This window comes from Streptomyces sp. NPDC017936 (genome assembly GCF_044328485.1).
Classification (GTDB): domain Bacteria; phylum Actinomycetota; class Actinomycetes; order Streptomycetales; family Streptomycetaceae; genus Streptomyces.
The window spans coordinates 378,637-397,969 of record NZ_JBIRHK010000003.1 but is presented as its reverse complement, the minus strand read 5'-3'; the positions used below and the strand labels follow the sequence as shown (position 1 = coordinate 397,969).

18 protein-coding genes are annotated in these 19,333 nt (G+C 71.3%); 2 read left to right on the top strand and 16 right to left on the bottom strand.

Annotated elements, in window-relative coordinates; genetic code table 11:
• Window positions 1-15: 15 nt before the first annotated feature.
• The 3 genes from nadD to ACH4F6_RS08320 all read right to left on the bottom strand — a co-directional run bounded on the left by nadD (window position 16) and on the right by ACH4F6_RS08320 (window position 1,200).
• Complete coding sequence (gene nadD / locus ACH4F6_RS08330; RefSeq protein ID WP_365454147.1) at window positions 16-642, bottom strand: nicotinate-nucleotide adenylyltransferase; 627 nt, start codon at window positions 640-642, stop codon at window positions 16-18.
• Between the two features lie 79 nt (window positions 643-721).
• Complete coding sequence (locus ACH4F6_RS08325) at window positions 722-886, bottom strand: hypothetical protein (protein ID WP_397959110.1); 165 nt, start codon at window positions 884-886, stop codon at window positions 722-724.
• Between the two features lie 152 nt (window positions 887-1,038).
• Entirely contained in the window at window positions 1,039-1,200 is a 162-nt protein-coding gene (locus ACH4F6_RS08320) for a hypothetical protein (protein ID WP_397959109.1), read from the bottom strand.
• Between the two features lie 142 nt (window positions 1,201-1,342).
• Here ACH4F6_RS08320 and ACH4F6_RS08315 point away from each other — a divergent pair, with 142 nt between their 5' ends.
• Complete coding sequence (locus ACH4F6_RS08315) at window positions 1,343-2,434, top strand: M48 family metallopeptidase (RefSeq protein ID WP_397959334.1); 1,092 nt, start codon at window positions 1,343-1,345, stop codon at window positions 2,432-2,434.
• 295 nt (window positions 2,435-2,729) lie between these two features.
• Here ACH4F6_RS08315 and ACH4F6_RS08310 read toward each other — a convergent pair whose 3' ends face one another.
• The 5 genes from ACH4F6_RS08310 to proB all read right to left on the bottom strand — a co-directional run bounded on the left by ACH4F6_RS08310 (window position 2,730) and on the right by proB (window position 8,120).
• Complete coding sequence (locus ACH4F6_RS08310) at window positions 2,730-3,800, bottom strand: hypothetical protein (RefSeq protein ID WP_397959108.1); 1,071 nt, start codon at window positions 3,798-3,800, stop codon at window positions 2,730-2,732.
• A gap of 181 nt (window positions 3,801-3,981) precedes the next feature.
• Complete coding sequence (locus tag ACH4F6_RS08305) at window positions 3,982-4,593, bottom strand: hypothetical protein (RefSeq protein ID WP_397959107.1); 612 nt, start codon at window positions 4,591-4,593, stop codon at window positions 3,982-3,984.
• A gap of 74 nt (window positions 4,594-4,667) precedes the next feature.
• Complete coding sequence (locus tag ACH4F6_RS08300) at window positions 4,668-5,954, bottom strand: glutamate-5-semialdehyde dehydrogenase (RefSeq protein ID WP_397959106.1); 1,287 nt, start codon at window positions 5,952-5,954, stop codon at window positions 4,668-4,670.
• Window positions 5,955-6,300: 346 nt separating this feature from the next.
• Entirely contained in the window at window positions 6,301-6,834 is a 534-nt protein-coding gene (locus ACH4F6_RS08295) for a hypothetical protein (RefSeq protein WP_397959105.1), read from the bottom strand.
• Window positions 6,835-6,992: 158 nt separating this feature from the next.
• Window positions 6,993-8,120, bottom strand: coding sequence for a glutamate 5-kinase (gene proB, locus ACH4F6_RS08290; protein ID WP_397959104.1), 1,128 nt, complete (start codon window positions 8,118-8,120; stop codon window positions 6,993-6,995).
• 215 nt (window positions 8,121-8,335) lie between these two features.
• On the opposite strand from proB, the gene ACH4F6_RS08285 reads away from it, so the two are divergent.
• Window positions 8,336-9,730 (top strand): polysaccharide pyruvyl transferase family protein, encoded by a 1,395-nt coding sequence (locus ACH4F6_RS08285; protein ID WP_397959103.1) that lies wholly within the window; start codon window positions 8,336-8,338, stop codon window positions 9,728-9,730.
• A 67-nt stretch (window positions 9,731-9,797) separates the two neighbouring features.
• On the opposite strand, the gene ACH4F6_RS08280 is transcribed toward ACH4F6_RS08285, so the two are convergent.
• From ACH4F6_RS08280 to ACH4F6_RS08245, 8 genes are all read right to left on the bottom strand, one after another.
• Window positions 9,798-11,018 (bottom strand): glycosyltransferase family 2 protein, encoded by a 1,221-nt coding sequence (locus ACH4F6_RS08280; RefSeq protein ID WP_397959102.1) that lies wholly within the window; start codon window positions 11,016-11,018, stop codon window positions 9,798-9,800.
• A 188-nt stretch (window positions 11,019-11,206) separates the two neighbouring features.
• Window positions 11,207-13,285 carry a hypothetical protein gene (locus tag ACH4F6_RS08275; protein WP_397959101.1) on the bottom strand — a complete coding sequence of 693 codons (2,079 nt, stop codon included), beginning with the start codon at window positions 13,283-13,285 and terminating at the stop codon, window positions 11,207-11,209.
• A gap of 167 nt (window positions 13,286-13,452) precedes the next feature.
• Window positions 13,453-14,952: an SDR family NAD(P)-dependent oxidoreductase gene (locus tag ACH4F6_RS08270; RefSeq protein WP_397959099.1), complete on the bottom strand. Its 1,500-nt coding sequence runs from the start codon at window positions 14,950-14,952 to the stop codon at window positions 13,453-13,455.
• 225 nt (window positions 14,953-15,177) lie between these two features.
• A complete protein-coding gene (locus ACH4F6_RS08265) occupies window positions 15,178-16,371 on the bottom strand; it encodes a hypothetical protein (RefSeq protein ID WP_397959098.1) in 1,194 nt (397 codons plus the stop codon).
• Window positions 16,372-16,465: 94 nt separating this feature from the next.
• Window positions 16,466-17,911, bottom strand: a complete 1,446-nt coding sequence (gene obgE, locus ACH4F6_RS08260) for a GTPase ObgE (RefSeq protein WP_397959097.1) — start codon at window positions 17,909-17,911, stop codon at window positions 16,466-16,468.
• A 125-nt stretch (window positions 17,912-18,036) separates the two neighbouring features.
• Window positions 18,037-18,291, bottom strand: coding sequence for a 50S ribosomal protein L27 (gene rpmA, locus ACH4F6_RS08255; RefSeq protein ID WP_040253648.1), 255 nt, complete (start codon window positions 18,289-18,291; stop codon window positions 18,037-18,039).
• Window positions 18,292-18,305: 14 nt separating this feature from the next.
• Window positions 18,306-18,626 (bottom strand): 50S ribosomal protein L21, encoded by a 321-nt coding sequence (gene rplU, locus ACH4F6_RS08250; protein WP_004931419.1) that lies wholly within the window; start codon window positions 18,624-18,626, stop codon window positions 18,306-18,308.
• Window positions 18,627-18,849: 223 nt separating this feature from the next.
• On the bottom strand, window positions 18,850-19,296 hold the full coding sequence (locus tag ACH4F6_RS08245) for an SUKH-3 domain-containing protein (protein ID WP_397959096.1): 447 nt from the start codon (window positions 19,294-19,296) through the stop codon (window positions 18,850-18,852).
• Window positions 19,297-19,333 lie beyond the last annotated feature (37 nt).

Here is a 19,333-nt window from a genome sequence, read left to right as displayed (position 1 = left end):
GGTACCCCTCTCGGCTCACTCGCCGCGGTACAGCTCGCGCTTGTCGATGTAGCGCACGACTCCGTCCGGCACCAGATACCAGATGGGGTCGCCCTTGGCGACCCTCGCGCGGCAGTCCGTGGAGGAGATGGCCAGGGCGGGGACCTCGACGAGGGAGACGCCGCCCTCGGGGAGCCCGGGGTCGTTGAGGTGGTGTCCCGGGCGGGTGACCCCGATGAAGTGCGCCAGGGAGAACAGCTCCTCGCTGTCGCGCCAGGTGAGGATCTGGGCGAGGGCGTCGGCACCGGTGATGAAGAACAGGTCGGTGTCGGGGTTGAGGGCGCGCAGGTCGCGCAGGGTGTCCACGGTGTAGGTGGGGCCGCCGCGGTCGATGTCGATGCGGCTGACCGAGAACTGCGGGTTCTCGGCGGTCGCGATGACCGTCATCAGGTAGCGGTCCTCGGCCGGGGAGACCCGGCGGTGGCTCTTCTGCCAGGGTTCGCCGGTCGGGACGAACACGACCTCGTCCAGGTGGAACTGCGCGGCGACCTCACTGGCCGCCACGAGGTGTCCGTGGTGGATCGGATCGAACGTCCCGCCCATGACGCCGAGGCGGCGCTTGCCCGGGTTCGACGGGCCGGTAGGCATGTCCTGCTCTCCCATGCGTGCAGACCCTACCGGCCCCGCCTGAGGGCACCGGTCGGCGGATGCCCGGAGTGCCCCGGTATGACCATGGCGTGCCTCAGCGGTCGCGGTTGAAGCGGGTGGTGACCCACAGCAGGAGCAGCAGGATCAGGAAGGCGCCGCCACCGGTCACCAGGGGGCTCAGGCTCTCGTGGTTGCCACCGTGCTCCTCGCCCTCGGCGGCGAGGGTGACCAACTGGGCTGCGGCGCTGTGGAAGCTCATCTTCGGCAGGACCTATCCGGTGTGGGCGGGATAAAGACGTCGGCCCATCGTAAGCGTGCGCCTCCGCGCCCCTCACGCCGACTCCACCGTTGGGGGAGGGCGGTTGGGTCCCGCCGGGCGGCCGGCGGCGGCCGGGGAACCTTCCCGTGCGCTCAGTCGTCCTTCCGCTTGTAGCCCCGCAGCAGGAACCAGGCGGTCAGTGCGCAGCCCAGGAGCATCACGATCAGGACGATCCGGAGCAGGTTTCCCGCCCCTTGCTGCTGGGCCGCGTCGGCGGTCTGCGCGAGCCAGGCCGCTGCGGGGTTGTGCTCCATGGTGCGGGACTCCATTCGGTGTGGTGCCCGTCCACCGTAACTCCGCCTAGGCTGTGTCCCGCTTCGGGGGCGCGAAGGGCTGCACGAGGGTCCGCGAAGGGCCAGACACACGAGGGCCACACACACGCACATGGGGGAAGACATGTCCGACGACGGCCACGAGCAGACGGGGCACGAGAAGGTGCCGAGCAGGCAGCGCAAGCGTTTCCCGGGGATCTCCTCGCGTGCGTACGAGCACCCGGCCGACCGTTCCGCGCTGGTCGCGCTGCGCAAGCTGAGCGGCTTCGACACCGTCTTCAAGGCGCTCAGCGGGCTGCTGCCCGAGCGGAGTCTGAGACTGCTGTTCCTGTCCGACTCGGTCCGCGTCTCGGACCAGCAGTTCGCCCACCTGAACGACATGCTGCGGGACGCCTGCTACATCCTGGACCTGGAGAAGGTCCCGCCGATGTACGTCAACCAGGACCCGCAGCCCAACGCGATGTGCATCGGCCTGGACGAGCCGATCATCGTCGTGACCACGGGCCTGGTCGAACTGCTCGACGAGGAGGAGATGCGGGCGGTCATCGGCCACGAGGTGGGCCACGCCCTCTCCGGCCACGCCGTGTACCGGACCGTCCTGCTGTTCCTGACCAACCTCGCCCTCAGGGTCGCCTGGATCCCGCTGGGCAACCTCGCGGTCATGGCGATCGTGACGGCCCTGCGCGAGTGGTTCCGCAAGTCGGAGCTGTCCGCGGACCGGGCCGGTCTGCTCGTCGGCCAGGACCTCAGGGCCTCGATGCGCGGCCTGATGAAGATCGCGGGCGGCAACCACCTGCACGAGATGAACGTGGACGCGTTCCTCCAGCAGGCCGAGGAGTACGAGGCCGGCGGCGACCTGCGCGACTCCGTGCTGAAGATCCTCAACGTGCTGCCCCGCTCCCACCCCTTCACCACCGTGCGCGCGGCCGAGCTGAAGAAGTGGTCGGAGTCCCGGGACCACCAGCGGATCATGGACGGCCACTACCCGCGGCGCGCCGAGGACAAGGACACCTCGGTCGGCGACTCCTTCCGCGAGTCGGCGTCGCACTACGCCGACCACGTCAAGAACTCCAAGGACCCGCTGATGAAGCTGGTCAGCGACATAGCGGGCGGCGCCGGCAACCTGGGCGGCCGGGTCCGCCGGGGCTTCGACGGCTTCACCTCCGCGCCGCCGCAGGACCGCCCGGCGGACGCGCCGCCGCGCGACGACGACTGACCCGGCCGGACGGAACCGCACGCGGCCGAACGACACAGGACCGCCCGGACGCGCACCGGGCGGTCCGGGTGGTCCGGGCGTTCACGCGGTTCCCGGCGGGAACCGCGCACCGGGACCGGGCCGCCGAGCCGACCGGCCCGCACCGGGCGGCGCCGGGCCGAGCAGCACCCGTCCGCACAGCGCTGGGCCGAGCAGTACCCGTCCGCACGGCGCCGGGCCGAGCAGTACCCGTCCGCGCGGCGCCGGGTCGACCGGTGATGTCCGGTTCCTCCCGGTGCCGCCCGTGCCGGTCCCCTCAGACCTTCGGCTGCGCGCTCCCCGCCAGCGACCCGCACAGTGCCGTCCAGCCGCCGGTGGCGTACGGGTCCGTGCCGGCCGGGCCGCCCGCCTTGGCGATCTGGCCGGCGAGCAGGGGCCGCAGATGGTTCGTGGAGTCCTCGGCGCAGGACAGCGGGCCGGCCTGGACGTAGGAGACGGTCAGCTGGGTCTGGCGCAGCCGCAGGTCGTCGCGGTCGAAGCGGAACTGCAGCTCCCGGCGGACGGTGAACAGGGAGGCCGACGCCCCGGCGTCGGCTCCGGCCGGCCGCAGCGCGTACACGAAGGTGTGGTCGGCGGTGACCTCCAGGGTGGAGGAGTCCGCCTCGGCGGCCTGGAGCGTGCCCTGGACGCGGACCCTGTGGTCGGCCAACTCGGCCCGGGAGGGGTCGAAGCGGACCAGCCAGCCGGTCGGCGCGTGCCGCCCGTCCGCCGCCGGGTGGGTGAAGCTCTCGTCGAACTGGTCGAGCTGGTCGGAGTCGATCAGCACCCGCACCGGCCGCACCTGCTGCCCGTTGAGCACCTCCGGGTAGAGGGAGGAGCGCACGATGTAGTCCTTGGCGGTGGTCAGGGCGGTGACGACCTGGCTGTCGGAGAAGTGCGCGGTGCGCCGGGAGGCGGGCAGCGGGATGCCCTCGGCGCCGATGCGGTACTGCGCGGCGGGGCTGTGGGCGTACAGGTACTCGGGGTCGGCCCTGCCGGGCACGGCGCCCTGCGGGGCGAGCGGGATGACGGTCATCCGCAGGGGTTCCACCGCCCGGCGGGCGGCCGGGTTCTGGTAGGGGTGGCGGACGCCCATGTAGACCGCGGTGCCGAAGGCGAGGGCGATCAGCACGAACAGGACGAGTGCCTGCCGGGACAGGCCCCGGTGCAGGGGCGGACGGCGTCGGACGGCCGGCGCGTGGTCGGTGATGCGCTCCGCGGCCGAGTACTCCTGGAGGCGCGCAGCGCGGACGAACGATTCGTCGAAGACGACGGATCGGTACTCGTCCTCTCCACCACCGGGAGCTCCCTCGGGTGTCCCCTCCGGTGGGTCTCCGGGCCCGCCCATACTTTCAGAGTAGGTCGCGCGGAGCTCGGGTAAACGCCCTGCCGCGCGACAAGTTCTGACAGGTTCTCACGCGTCGGGAACCGCTCTCCCGGACCGTCTTCCCGGCCTTCTCCCAGGTATTCTCCGCGGCCGTCCCCCACCGCTTCCCGGCCGTCCCGCCGGCCGCGGGGCGGGCTCGCGCTCAGGGGGTGCGCGGGACCGCCGGGACGGGTGGCCGGGAGTGGTCGGCGGATGCGGACGGAGGGAGTCCGCTCCCCTGTTCGAGTCCGGTCGAGGCGGGCGTCGGCACCCGGTCCCGGCTGCCGGACGAGGCGCCCCGGTAGACCGCGGCGAAGGCCAGCGCGACCATGCCGACGCCCATGACGAGGGCGAGCATCCAGGCGACGGGGCGGTGCCAGCGGAGCTGCTTGCCGTGCGCCCCGAACGGGCCGTGGCGGCGGTCCCAGGCCTCGGGGTCGTCCAGGTCGTCGAGGTCGTCGTCGTCCGGATGGCGACCGAGATCGCCGGGTCCGTCGGGGCCGTACAGGTCGTCGTAGCGGTCGCCGCGGGCACGGGCACGGCGGGCTTCGGCCTCGGAGGCCTCGGCTCTCGCCCGCGCTGCGGCCAGGAGGCGTTCGACGGCGGACGGCTCGTGCACCACGGCCGCCTGCACGAAGGCCTCGTCGAAGACCACGGAGGCGAACTCTTCGTCCGACACTCCGCGGTCGTGGTCGTCGTCGGGCTCCCAGCCGTCCGGGAACGGCGTGCCCCCCACGTCCTCCGGCACGGATCCAGAGTAGACCTGGGGGGTCAATTTGGGCAGACGGTACGGAAATTCATCCGCCTGGTGAGACGCCCCGCACCGTGTCGGCCGTCAGCCGTGCGCCCTCAGCGCCGTACGTGGCCGTCGCCGGTGACGATGTACTTGGTGCTGGTCAGCTCCGGCAGGCCCATGGGGCCCCGGGCGTGCAGCTTCTGGGTGGAGATGCCGATCTCCGCGCCGAAGCCGAACTGGCCGCCGTCCGTGAAGCGGGTGGAGGCGTTGACGGCGACCGTGGTGGAGTCGACCAACTGGGTGAAGCGGCGGGCGGCCTGCTGCGAGGTCGTCACGATGGCCTCGGTGTGGCCGGAGGTCCACAGCCGGATGTGCTCCACGGCCTTGTCGAGGGAGTCCACGACCGCCGCCGCGATGTCGTACGACAGGTACTCCGTCTCCCAGTCCTCGGGCGTGGCCTCGACGACGGTCACCCGGGACTTCTCGGCGTGGGCCAGCACCCGCTCGTCGGCGTGGACGGTGACCCCGGCGTCGGCGAGGGCGTCGAGGGCGCGCGGCAGGAACGCGGCGGCGATGTCCTGGTGGACCAGCAGGGTCTCGGCGGCGTTGCAGACGCTGACCCGCTGGGCCTTGGAGTTGATCAGGATCTCGATCGCCGTGTCGATGTCGGCCTGGGCGTCGACGTAGACGTGGCAGTTGCCGGTGCCGGTCTCGATCACCGGGACGGTGGACTCGGAGACGACCGTCCGGATGAGCGAGGCGCCGCCGCGCGGGATCAGGACGTCGACCAGGCCACGGGCGCGCATCAGCTCGCGCACGCTGTCCCGGCTCTCGCCCGGCACGAGCTGGACCGCGTCGGCGGGCAGCCCGGCGCCGCCGACGGCGTCACGGATCACCCGGACGAGGGCGGTGTTCGACGCGTAGGCGGAGGCCGAGCCGCGCAGCAGCACCGCGTTGCCGGACTTCAGGCAGAGCGCCGCCGCGTCCACGGTGACGTTCGGCCGGGCCTCGTAGATGATGCCGACGACGCCGAGCGGGACGCGGACCTGCCGCAGGTCGATGCCGTTGGGGAGGGTGGAGCCGCGCACGACCTCGCCGACCGGGTCGGGCAGCGCCACGACGTCCCGCACGTCGGAGGCGATGGCCCGCACCCGCTCCGGGGTGAGCGTCAGACGGTCGACGACGGCCTCGCTGGTGCCGGCCTCGCGCGCCTTGGCGATGTCCTCGGCGTTGGCCTCGACGATCTCGCTCGTACGGACCTCCAGCGCGTCCGCGATGGCGAGCAGCGCGTCGTCCTTGGTGGCCCGGGGCAGCGGCGCGAGGTCGGCGGCGGCCGCCTTGGCGCGGTAGGCGGCCTGGGTGACCGGGGAGAGGGCGTCGTACGGCGAGAGCGTGGTCATACGGGAAGGGTAGTGCTCGGCGTGGGCGCGTCCACCGTTCGTTCCACACCCCGAGACACGCGCGGGACGCCCTCCGGGCGGCTGCCCGGGCACGGTCGAACCCGGGACGAACCGGGGTCGCACCGGCGTGGGCCCGGCGACCGGGTCCAGGGGGCGGGTCCGGGCGGCGCCCCGGCAGTCGGCCCCGGAACCGGGGCCGGGGACCGGGGCGGGACCACCCCGGCAGTCGGGTCCGGGGCCGGCTCCGGGGCCACCCGGAGCCGAGCCGTGGATCGGCCAGGGGCTCGTGCGAGGCCGGAGCGCGCCCGGTCGCCGGAGCGAACCCGGTCGCCGGAGCGAGCCCGGGTCAGAAGGGGTGCACTCCGACGGGGGTCGCCGGGGCCGGCCCGTAGCCCTCGGCTATGCGCTGGTGGTAGGTCTGGCGGTCGATGACCTCCAGGCCGACGATCTCCCACGGCGGCAGTCCCGCGGTCTGGCGGTGCTCGCCCCACAGGCGCAGGGCGACCGCGGCCGCGTCGTGCAGGTCGCGGGCCTCCTCCCAGTAGCGGATCTCCGCGTGGTCGACCGCGTAGCGGCTGGTCAGGAGGAAGGGGTGGTCGTGGGCCAGTTGCTCGAGGGCGCGCCGCACCTCCCTCAGCGGGGCCTCCTCGCCGGACACGCTGAGCGTGACGTGCCACAGGCGGGGCAGTTCCTCGGGCCGGGCGCGTTCCGGGCCCTCGCCCTGCGCCGGCCGGTACCGGTCGCCGGCCGCCACGCTCGTGAGGGCACGCTCCTCGCCCGGCGCACGCGAGGGCGCCTTGCCGTCGGAGGGAGCCGGGGCCCTGCCGGCCCCGGCGGTACTCCCACGGGGCGCTGCCACCCCAGGGCGCACTCGTCTCACGACGGCCTCCTTTACGCAGCGCTCGTGCGGAACGTGTCCCGCGGAACGGGTCCCAGAGACAAAGTGGAGCAGGCCGCGCGGCTCCGCGGGGCGGTTTCACGGAACGTCCCCCACCGGTACGGCGTTCGAGCACGCGCCGCGGGGCCCGGCCGTCCGTTCTACGGGTGCAGGATCACCAGGTCGTCCCGGTGGACGACCTCCCGCTCGTACTCGGCGCCCAGCTCCCGCGCCAGTTCGCGGGTGGACCGCCCGATCAGCCGGGGGATCTCCCTGGCGTCGAAGTTGACGAGCCCCCGGGCCACCGCGCGCCCGCGGCCGTCGCGCAGTTCGACGGGGTCGCCCGCGCTGAACTCGCCCTCGACGCCGGCGATGCCGGCCGGCAGCAGCGACGTGCGGCGCTCGACGACCGCCCGTACCGCGCCGTCGTCCAGGGTGAGCGAGCCCTGCGGGGTGGACGCGTGCTGGAGCCACAGCAGCCGGTCGGCGGAGCGCCTGCCGGTGGGGTGGAAGTAGGTGCCGGTGTCCCCGCCGGAGAGGGCGTCGGCCGCGTGGACGGCGCTGGTGAGGACCACGGGGATGCCGGCGGCGGCCGCGATCCGGGCGGCCTCGACCTTGGTGACCATGCCGCCGGTGCCGACGCCGGCCCTGCCCGCGCTGCCCATCTCGACGTGCGCGAGGTCCTCCGGTCCGCGCACCTCGGCGATCCGCGCGGTCCCCGGCCTGCCGGGGTCGCCGTCGTACACGCCGTCCACGTCGGACAGCAGCACGAGCAGGTCGGCGTGGACGAGGTGGGCGACGAGGGCGGCGAGCCGGTCGTTGTCGCCGAAGCGGATCTCGTCGGTGGCGACGGTGTCGTTCTCGTTGACGACCGGGAACGCGCCCATCGCCAGCAGCTTGTCGAGGGTGCGGGAGGCGTTGCGGTGGTGGGCGCGGCGGCTCATGTCGTCGGAGGTCAGGAGGACCTGTCCGACGCGGACGCCGTAGCGGGCGAAGGAGGCGGTGTACCGGGCCACGAGCAGACCCTGGCCGACGCTGGCGGCGGCCTGCTGGCGGGCGAGGTCCTTGGGGCGGCGGCGCAGGCCCAGCGGGGCGAGGCCGGCCGCGATGGCGCCGGAGGAGACGAGGACGATCTCCCTCTCTCCCCCGCTGCGGCTCTTGGCGAGGACGTCGACGAGCGCGTCGACACGGTCGGCGTCCAGCCCGCCCGCGGCGGTGGTCAGCGACGAGGAGCCCACCTTGACGACGACCCTGCGGGCCTCGCGTACCGCCTGCCTTGCCCCTGCCACCTTGCGCCTCGTCCCCTCGGGTAGATCACGGCTCGCCGCCAGGCAATCTACGCGAACGGGGCCACGGCCGCTCCCGGGTTTCACCTGCCGGACAAGCACGTAGCGCATTCATTTGCTCACGCTTTGCGTACGGCAAAAAGGTTGTACCGGTTCCCTGTGGAACTTGAAGACTCCCAAAATTTATTTTGCCGTTTGTGTCACCTAAGGTTCGCACTGTGAAGCGCATACTCCTCAGGTCGGGGAAGAGCCCCTTCGACGTTCTTCCCGTCGAGGAAGCCCTCCACCGCGACGTGATCGCCACCAATTCCGGCAATCTGATCTTCAGCGACGCCGCCCACAAGATCCTCACCACGCCGCGTGCCGAGGTCTTCTCCAACGGCATGAAGACCGACGTCGGGGCGGCTTCGCGGATCAACGACGAGTACGACGCCTTCGTCGTGCCGCTCGCCAACGCCTTCCGGCCCTCGTTCGAGCCCGCGCTCCAGCGGCTGACCCGGCTGATAGGCAAGCTGAAGATCCCGGTCGTGGTGCTCGGGGTCGGCGCGCAGACCGGCGTCACCTACGACCCGGCGCGGCTGAAGGCCATGGAGCCCAGCGTGCGGGCCTTCTGCGCGGCGGTGCTGGAGCGCAGCCCGTCCATCGGCGTGCGCGGCGAGTTCACCGAGAAGTACCTCAACGACATGGGTTTCCGGGACGTCGAGGTCATCGGCTGCCCGTCGATGTTCCTGCACGGCGACCGGCTCCCGGTCGAGAAGCGGGCGTCGGCGCTGACCGCGGACTCGCGCGTGGCGGTCAACGGTTCGCACACCGCGGTGCGCGGCGGCGGCCTGCACAGGATCATCACCCGGGCCCACGAGCGGTACCCGAACCTGCTGTACGTCGGCCAGAACCTCACCGACGCCAAGCAGCTGCACTGGCGGGACGTCGACTCCCCGGCCGGCAGGATCACCGAGATGCCGACCCACCCCGACCACCCGATGTACCGGGAGGACAAGGTCCGGGTGTACGTGGACCCGGTCACCTGGATCGACGACCTGCGTGGCTTCGACTACTCCTTCGGCTCGCGCATCCACGGCAACATCGCGGCGCTGCTGGCGGGCACGCCCGCGACGGTGCTGGCCTTCGACTCGCGCACGCTGGAGCTGTGCCGCTACTTCGAGATACCGCACCGGCTGCTGAGCGAGGTGCCCGCGGACCTCGACCCGGCCGACCTGTACGAGGAGGCGGACTTCGGCCCGCTGACCCGCAACCACAAGGAGCGCTTCGAGCGCTTCACGGCGTTCCTGGACAAGAACGGCCTGGAGAACACCTTCACGCACGGCGACGGCGGCGAGGCCTTCGAGAAGAAGCTGCGGTCGCTGGCCTTCCCGGCGGGCGTGCGCCCGTGGACGGACGTCGACCTGGACTCCTTGGCCGGCCGGTTCGGCTGGCTGCAGCAGCGCATCACCGAACTGGACACCCAGAACACGCAGTTGAAGCGGGAGCTGACCCGCTCCAAGGCCGCCGCGAAGGCGGCCGCGAAGGCCGCGTTCCCCGCGCCCTCGATCTACCGCCGGGCGCGCCGGGTGGTGGGGGGCCCGCTGAAGCGGGCGCTCAAGCCCCAGAAGTAGCTCCACGGGCCGGGCCCCCCGCCCGGCCCGCCGGGATCCCGGCCGCGGCGCCCCCGGGCCGCCCGCGTCACGCCGCCGTGGCGCTCCTCGGCGTCGTCCGGCGCTGGGACAGCAGCCGCCGTACCTTGCGTGCCGCCCGCCGCAGTAAGGACTCGGCGGAGCCCTGCCGCCAGCCGGGGTAGGCCTTCGCCTCGCGGGGTTCGGCCAGGTAGACGCGGTCCGGTATCCCGGCCGTCCGGGAGCGGAAGTGGGGGTAGGCGAGGTAGAGCCGGGTACCGCGCTTCTCCAGGACCGGGGCCGGCTCCTTCTTGGCCGCGATGAACTCGAGCACGTCCGTGAGGAGGTCGGGGCGCCGCTGGGCCACCAGGTGCAGGCGCAGCCGTTCGTGGACTTTGAGGCGGTGGGCGACGCCCTCGTTCCAGTAGGCGTCCATCAGCGGTCCGGCCAGCTCCAGCTTGGTGCGCCGGATCTCCTCGTCGTTGCGCAGGAACACCGGTCCGAACTGCGGCAGGACCGTGACCAGGAAGGGACGGACCATGAGCACGTCCCGCTTGGCACCGGGCGGGAGCATCCGCGCGAGCAGTTCCATCAGGGCGCGCGCGGAGTCGAAGCGCAGGGTGTAACTCCCGCTCTTCGTCACGTGCTTGCCGTCCGTGCGGCCCACCAGGTAGTAGCAGGTGTAGTCGGCCAGCACGGAGACGCCGTCGGCCCGCAGGTAGGCCTCCATCGTGAACAGCGCGTCCTCGCCGGTCCACAGGGACTCGTCGAAGCGCATCCCGTGCTTCTCCAGCATCGCGCGGCGGAACAGCTTCTGCGCGCTGAGCGTGAACTTGATGTTGGAGGAGAAGACGTCCGTGCGGTCGAGCGTCTTGCCCCACATCGACCGGGGCGGCTTGCGGTTGATGCCCTCGACACGGCCCAGGACCACGTCGGTGCCGTTGCGGTCGGCCATGGCGACCATGCGTTCCAGGGCCTCGGGGCCGAGCCGGTCGTCGGCGTCGAGGAAGAAGACGTAGCGGCCGGTGGCCCGGGACAGGCCGACGTTGCGCGGGCCGCTGGGGCCGCCGGAGTTCTCCTGGTGGACGACCGTGACCGCCATGGGAGCGCGTGCGGCGAACTCCTCCAGGCAGTCCCCGGTGCCGTCCCGGGAGCCGTCGTCCACCGCGATCACCTCGATGCGCGCCGGGTCCAGCGACTGGGCCTCGACCGAGGCCAGGCACTCGACCAGGTACGGCATCGCTTCGTAGGCGCCGATGATCACGCTGACATCGGGCTCCGCAAGGGTCACTTCTCCCCCTCGTAACGCACGATTCCCTCATCGTCAAGGGTCTGACGCCACGGTAGACGGGCGGTGACGGAAAGGGGTTGTCTCCCTCACCCGTTCCCTGATGTGTCCCGCGTCACAGGAGACGGAAACGGCTCGGCTCCCGGGATCACTCCGGGAGCCGAGCCGCAGGGGTCGTGCGGGGGGCGGTCTCAGACCGTCGTCACGCCGTGGGCGCCCCCGCCCGTCAGTTCCGCCCCGCCGGCCGCGGCGGCGGCCCGGGACTCCTGGCCGACGTTGCGCGCCTCCGCCTTGAGCGCGAGGTCGGTCACGGCCGTGTTGAACCGCTCGATCGAGGTCGGCTCGTCGGGGCCGAGCAGGTACTCCTTGAGCTTCTTGCGGTCCTCGGCCAGCGGGTCGGCGGCCGGGTCGCGGACCGCGTCCAGCAGCTGGTCCAGCTCGGCCGCGCCGTTGGTGAGGATCACGGCCGCGCGCACGGCGGTGTTCTGCCGCTTGAACTCCTCCGCGCCCAGCTCGGCCGAGTCCGTGACCGCGTACGGCTTGCCGCTGGCGATGAAGTCGGAGACGACGCTGGAGATGTCGGAGACCATCGCCTCGGAGGCGTTGAAGCAGTCGTACAGGCGCGGTTCGCCGCCGGTGACGACGCGGTGCTGGAAGGAGGGGAAGGAGCGCCAGTAGGCGTCGTTCCACTCGGCGCGCAGCCGGGCGGCCTCCTCGTGCTTGCGCATGTCGACCAGGCCGTCGCGGCTGGTCACGGCCTCGTCGGCCTTCTCGTCGAAGGAGAGCGACAGCTCGTCCAGGCGGGCCTTGAGGCGGGTCAGCTCGGTCTTGGCCCGGGCCTCGGCGGCCGGGTCCGCGGTGAAGCGCGGGTCGGCGGCGCGCTCGGCCGCGGCCTTCTTGATCAGCGCGGTGATGCGGTGGTGGGCGGCGCCGGCCTTCTTGCTGCGGGTGCCGGTGAAGGGGTGCGGCTTGTACAGGACGCGGACCGGGGGCTCGGCCGCGACCAGCTTCCTCACGATGTTCTCGCCGGCCAGCAGGAGGGAGGTGTTGCCCGGGTTGTCGTCCCAGCCCTCCCAGGTGGGCGCGTACAGGACCGTCGGGATCCGGCCCTCCGGCGCGCCCCGCCACGGCTCGATCGGCGCGAGCTGCGGACGGCCGACCTCGACGATGTCCTCGTCGCGGATGCCGACGTCGGCGATGGCGTAGCGGTCGCGGCCCGCGCGGCCGGCGGTCCACACCTCGTCGTACACCTTGCTGAACGGGTTGACGCTGGCCAGCTTGTCGCTGTCGCCGTGGCCGATGAAGACGTGCTTCATCGTGGGGACGCGCAGCATGTGGATGTTCTTGCCGACGTTCGCGGCGTACAGCGTGACCCGCACCATGGACAGGTCCATGTTCATCAGGTGCACCCCCCCGGGCACGCAGATGACGGGAACCGTCGTGGGCGCCATCTTCTCCAGGATGAAGCGCTCGCGCAGGATGATCAGCGGACGGGAGTCCAGCTGCTCCATCGTCTCCAGCCACATGTTGAGCTGGTAGGCGGAGTCCGGGGAGCCGGAGAAGTACAGCACCGTCTCCGGCCGGTACTCGCGCAGCCAGGTGCTGACGGCCTTCAGCACCTTGTCCGCCTTCGGCGGGATCCGCTTGGCCCGCAGGTACGGCGCCAGCGCGAGGACGTAGAGCGCGCCCAGGCCCAGGGTGGCGCCGACGCCCACGAAACCGGCGAGCTCCTCGTCGGTGAGGGCGTAGACGAGCAGTCCGGCCACGGCCGCCAGGTCCAGGTGGACCATCTTCACGCCGGCGCCGCTCATCAGGCGGCGCGGCGGGGCGTCCGGGATGCTCAGCCGGGAGACCAGGTCGACGTTGCGGGTGACGACCGGCATCTGGCGGCGGTTGCCGATCAGGGTGACCAGCGCGCCGTGCGGGGCCTGCAGACCGAAGAAGATCGTGAAGCAGGCGATCGCCGCGTAGAAGACCGGCTCCTCGGACAGGCCCAGTCTGGCCAGCAGCAGGACCAGCAGCAGCTCCCGGACCAGGAAGCGCATCGACAGACCGGCCCTCACCTTGCCCAGGAGGGTGATGAGGTAGCTGCCCTTGCGGTGGAGGTAGAGGTCCGCCAGGTACGTCACGGCGGCCGCGGCGGCGAAGGCGGGGACGCTGGGAACGAGCGCGGCCAGCATGAGGCCGGGATACCCCAGCGTCATGAGGACCGCCGCGGCCAGCTCGGCCGCGCTGCCCACCCGGGCGACCCGAATAGCGGTGCTTATCACGGAGGAACCTGCTCTGGGAGGGTTGCCGGTCAAAAATGTCGTAGCAGCCGGAGGGTCCGGAAAATCCCTTGTAAAGATTTCGGGGACCTCACGGATTCAGGCCCCTGTGAATTCCTGGTAAATCAGGAGCCACAGAGGCCTGAATTCCAATGGCTATTTACGGCCGATTATGCCATGCCGTCCTGCCGGTCCAGCACACCCGCGAGGGCCTGCTCGAAGCCGGAGGCACGGCTGGCGCCGGCCGTCGGGTCCTGCTGGCGCACGTCGATCACGTGCCCGGTCAGCTCGGACAGCAGCACGTCGAGGGAGGTGCGGGCGACCGCCTCGGAGGACAGCAGGCTGCCCGCGGGCTCCTGGCCGAAGGCCTTGGTGCGCATCGGGGTCGCCGTGCGCTCCGGGTTGATGCAGTTCACCCGGACGCCGTCGCCGGCCCACTCGTCGGACAGGGCCTGGGTGAGATTCACCATGGCGGCCTTGGTCGAGGAGTAGAGGCTGTACTCGGCGCGCCCGCGGGTGTAGCTGCTGGAGGTGTACAGCAGCAGCTGCCCCTTGGTCTCGGCGAGGTACTTGTAGGCCGAACGGGCGATCTGCACGGGGGCCAGGTAGTTGACCTTCAACGCCTCCTCGATGGTCGCGTTGTCGGTCTCGGCGAGCTTGCCGATGCGCAGCACGCCCGCGGTGTTCACGACGTAGTCGATCCGGCCGGTCTCGGAGTACGCCTTGGACAGCGCGTCGTCGACCTCCTCCGGGTTCTCCACGTGCGTGCCCGTGGTGGAGCGGCCCAGCGCGTAGACGCTCGCGCCGTAGGCCTCGGCGAGTTCGGCGATGTCCTTGCCGATGCCGTACGAACCGCCGAAGACCACCAGCGTCCTGCCGGTCAGCAGTTCGCGGTAGGCCTCCTCGCCGTTCTGCTCGGGTGCCGCGGAGGAGGCGAGCTGGAAGAGCTTGTCGGCGATGAAGACGTCGACCGGCTGCGTCACCTTCATGTTGTACTCGTCACCCGCCACGACGTGGATCGGCACGTCCGGCAGGTAGCGCAGCACGACCGTGCAGTCGTCGGTGGCCTGGAAGTGGGGGTCCCCCGCCGCCACTTCGTACGCCCGGCGGATCGTCGACAGCTTGAACGCCTGCGGGGTCTGCCCGCGGCGCAGCCGGGAACGGTCCGGGATCTCGGTGATGAACTCGCCGTCCTCGCCGTGCGTCCGCGTGACGATGATGGTGTCCGCGGACGGGATGGCGACGTCGACGGCCTGGTAGCGCTCGAGCGCGGCGACGCAGTCGTCGATGACGCGCTGCGAGAGCAGGGGCCGTACGGCGTCGTGGAAGAGGACGTTGAGGTCCTCGCCCTCGGCCAGTCCCTCGCCCAGGGCGGCGATGGCGCGCTCGGTGGTCTCGTTCCGCGTGGCGCCGCCCTCGATGACCCGGGAGACCTTCCGGAACCCCGCCTTGGCCACGATCTTCTCGACGTCCGGCACATAGCCCGGCGCCATCAGCACGATGACGTCGTCCACCGAGTCGGCCTTCTCGAAGGTGGCCAGGGTGTGCTCGATGACTGCCTTGCCGGCGATCTTCAGCAACTGCTTGGGGATCGACAGACCCACCCGCTGACCGGTGCCACCGGCCAGGATCACTGCGGTGGTACGGGGCTTGGCTATGTGCTGGAACACAGGTGACCTACCTTGGGGCGACAGGGAACGGGGAAATGGTCCCACTTGCGGTAACCGCGATGCAAGGTGAGCGCCCTTCAGCGCATATGTGCGCGCCACCTGTCATTCACCTTGCGTTGCCGGTGATTGACGAGACTCGTGCGACCCTTCCTCCGATGTCCACATTAAATCCTGTGAGTAACTGCACAGGTCCCGCGACATTGCCGACGGTGACGGGAAAGCGGCTCAGCGGCGTCGCAGTCGCTCGAGGCAGCGATGTCCGAGCACTTTCACGAGTTCCTTCGACGGCGTCCGGTGCACCGGACGCGCGGTGCGGCCCCCGTGCCCCGCGGCCACCGCGGCGAGCGCCCCGTAGAGGGCCTGAGCGGCCACTTCGGGGGCGATGCGCGGCTCCTCGGCGGGCTGTCCGGCCGTCTGCGGGACGGCGCTCAGCAGGGCGGTATCGCCGATGACGCGCACGCCCGCCGCCTCGATGCGCCCGGCCATCCCGGCGCCGATCCCGGCGGCCGCCCGCACCGCCCAGTCCGGCGTGGAGATCCTCACGTCGCGCGGCGTGGGGCTGCACGTGTTCTTCATATGCATGACCGCGCCGTTGCGGACCAGTGCGGAATAGAGCTCGTCGGGGAGGCCGCTGCCGCGGAATTCCTTATTGAGGCTCCGGAGCATTTCGGTCTCGGCGAGGGTGAGTGATCGGTTCGCCGTGTCCGGGGCGGGCCGCAGGAGATGCGCGGGCAGCCCCAGCAGGCCCTCGAAGGTGCGCAGCAGCCCGTCCCGGTCGCGGTCGTCGACCACGACGACGGTGACCCGCTCGGCCCCGACCGCCCGCACCCACCGCTCCACCAGCCGGTCGTGCCGGTGCCGCCGCCAGAAGCTGGGGTTGGGCTTCTCGTACGGCGCCTTGCGGAGCATGTGCTCCAGCCACTCCTCGTAGCCCATGCGCAGCCCGTTCTGCACGTACTGCTGCCACTGCGAGGGCATGATCCGCACCAGCGGCCGCAGGGTGACCACGACGTGCACCCGGTCCCCGCCGAGCTGCTCGACGATCCGCGCGACGGTCGCGTCGTCGGGGGCGTCGGCGAAGAACTCGCTGCTGATCACCGACGTGCTCCGGCCGGTGGCGCGCACCTGTTCCACGAGCCGGGTCCAGTGCCGCTCGGTGGGCGTGGTGTCGCCGATCATCCCGGGGCGGGCGCAGGCGGCCAGCACGGCCTGCATGGGGTGCCTGCTGGTCGCGGGGAACTCGACGCCGTACGCCGGCATCCGCTCCTTCGCCGCGAACAGGGCGCCCTGGAGGGCGGTGGTCCCGGTCTTGTGGGGGCCGATGTGCAGCAGGCGGGTGCCGGCGGGCAGGGCCTCGGGCCGCGCGGCGGGGCGGCCGGCGGCCCGCTGGGTTTCGTTGCTCGTACAGTCCGTCTCCATGGTCAAAGGACGGTAGGAGCGGATTCTGTGGGGACGATGAGAGGAGCCTGGGACCCGGATGAGTCCGCCCGGTCCCGGGCTCCTCCCCGTCCTCCTAGAAGGGTTCGAAGCCCTCGAACTCCTGGGACGCCTCGTCGCGTTCGGCCTGGCGGTCGCGGCGGCGCTGGGTGGCGGGCCGCGGCGCGTCGAAGCGGTGGTCCTCGCCACGGCGGCCGAGCATCTCGGCGCCGGCCATCACGGACGGCTCCCAGTCGAAGACGACGGCGTTGTCCTCGGGCCCGATGGCGACGCCGTCGCCGGAGCGGGCGCCCGCCTTCATCAGCTCCTCCTCCACGCCGAGGCGGTTGAGCCGGTCGGCGAGGTAGCCGACGGCCTCGTCGTTGTTGAAGTCGGTCTGGCGCACCCAGCGTTCGGGCTTCTCGCCGCGCACGCGGAACAGCTGCTCCCCGTCGATCTCCTCGCGGGTGACGGTGAAGCCGGCGTCGTCCACGGCCTTGGGCCGGATGACGATCCGGGTCGCCTCCTCCTTGGGCCGGGCGGCCCGCGCCCGCGCCACCAGGTCGGCGAGCGCGAACGACAGCTCCTTGAGTCCCGTGTGGGCGACGGCGGACACCTCGAAGACGCGGTAGCCGCGCGCCTCCAGGTCGGGCCGGACCATCTCCGCCAGGTCCTTGCCGTCCGGCACGTCGATCTTGTTCAGGACGACGATCCGCGGACGGTTGTCGAGGCCGCCGTACTGCCTCAGCTCCTCCTCGATGATGTCGAGGTCGGAGACGGGGTCGCGGTCGGACTCGAGGGTGGCGGTGTCGAGGACGTGCACGAGGACGCTGCACCGCTCGACGTGCCGCAGGAACTCCAGGCCGAGGCCCTTGCCCTGGCTGGCGCCCGGGATGAGGCCGGGGACGTCGGCGATGGTGTAGACGGTGGAGCCGGCGGTCACGACCCCGAGGTTCGGCACGAGGGTGGTGAAGGGGTAGTCGGCGATCTTCGGCTTGGCGGCGCTCAGCACCGAGATCAGGGACGACTTGCCGGCGCTCGGGTAGCCGACCAGCGCCACGTCGGCGACGGTCTTCAGCTCCAGCACGATGTCGTGCAGGTCGCCGGGCTCACCGAGCAGCGCGAAGCCGGGCGCCTTGCGGCGGGCACTGGCGAGCGCCGCGTTGCCGAGGCCGCCGCGGCCGCCCTGGGCGGCGACGAAGGAGGTGCCGTGGCCGACGAGGTCGGCGAGGACGTTGCCCGCCTTGTCGAGGACGACGGTGCCGTCGGGCACGGCGAGGACGAGGTCCTGCCCGTCCTTGCCGGAGCGGTTGCCGCCCTCACCGGGCTTGCCGTTGGTGGCCTTGCGGTGCGGGGAGTGGTGGTAGTCGAGCAGCGTGGTGATCGACTGGTCGACGGTGAGGATCACGTCCCCGCCGCGTCCGCCGTTGCCGCCGTCGGGCCCGCCGAGCGGCTTGAACTTCTCACGGTGGACGGAGGCACAGCCGTGACCTCCGTTACCCGCGGCGACGTGGAGTTCGACGCGGTCCACGAAGGTGGTCATGGTGGGTGCCTCCAGTGATGTACGTGAGGTACGGGTGTTACCTGTGCTAACACGCGAAAGGCGGACCCGCCTTCCCGGGAGGGAAGTGAGGTCCGCCTCGCGAAGCGTTCCCGGAAAGCCTGAGATCAGGCGACCGGAACGATGTTCACGACCTTGCGGCCACGGAACGTACCGAACTCCACCGCACCGGGCTGGAGCGCGAACAGCGTGTCGTCGCCGCCGCGGCCGACGCCGGAGCCGGGGTGGAAGTGGGTGCCGCGCTGGCGGACCAGGATCTCACCCGCGTTGACGACCTGACCGCCGAAGCGCTTCACGCCGAGCCGCTGGGCGTTGGAGTCGCGACCGTTCCGGGTGGACGATGCGCCCTTCTTGTGTGCCATGTCTCCTCAGTCCCTTACTTCGCAGCCGCGGGGATCTCAGTGACCTTGATCGCCGTGTACTGCTGGCGGTGGCCCTGACGACGGCGGTAGCCGGTCTTGTTCTTGTAGCGCAGAATGTCGATCTTCTGGCCCTTGTGGTGGTCCACGACCTCGGCCTGGACCTTGATGCCGGCCAGCACCCACGGGTCGCTGGTCACAGCGTCGCCGTCGACAACGAGCAGGGTCGAGAGCTCGACCGTGTCGCCAACCTTGGCGGTGGAAATCTTGTCAACCTCAACGATGTCGCCGACAGCAACCTTGTGCTGGCGACCACCGCTGCGCACGATGGCGTACACGCGGATCTCACTCTCTCGCTCGGGAACGGCACCCCCGCAGTCCAGTCGTCCGGGACGAACACGGACGACCTCTCCCGGTCACCGGGGAACCGGCATCCGGGAGGAAGAGGTTTACGGGGATGTGGCACGTCTGTGGACACGCCGACGCTCAAGGTTACGGGGCCCGGCTTGAGGGGTCAAACCGGGCCCCGCTCTCAGCCTGTGCGGCGGGCCGCTCAGCCGCTCAGTCGAGGAGCGGCTCCGGAGCGATCCCGAGGATCAGGCACTCCAGCCCGGCCCGTTCCTCCGCGAAGCGGCTCAACGTGTCGACGACCTGGTAGAGCATGCCCTTCTCGTCGATGCCGAGAAAACCGCCCCGGCCGTCGTCGAACTCGCCGATCGGAAAGATGTTCTCTCCGATCTCGTCGCTCCACTCGGCGAACCGCTCCTCCTCTCCCAGGCACAGCAGGGGGTCGAGGTCGAACGGCTGACGAGCCATCGAGATGCCGTTGCCCGCGTGCGGGAAGGACAGCCCACCGAACTCCGCGAGGAACCGGCGGGCCGCCTCGTGCATGGTGACCTCCCCGGAGGCCTCCAGGCGGCTCTGCCACTCGCTGGTCGGCACACGCCTGCCCGGCTGCCATCCGGCGGCCGACAGGGCGCGCTCGATCTCCTCGGTCAGGTTCTCCATCTGTCCCGCCGTCCTCGGTCCGATCGGGAACCGTGCG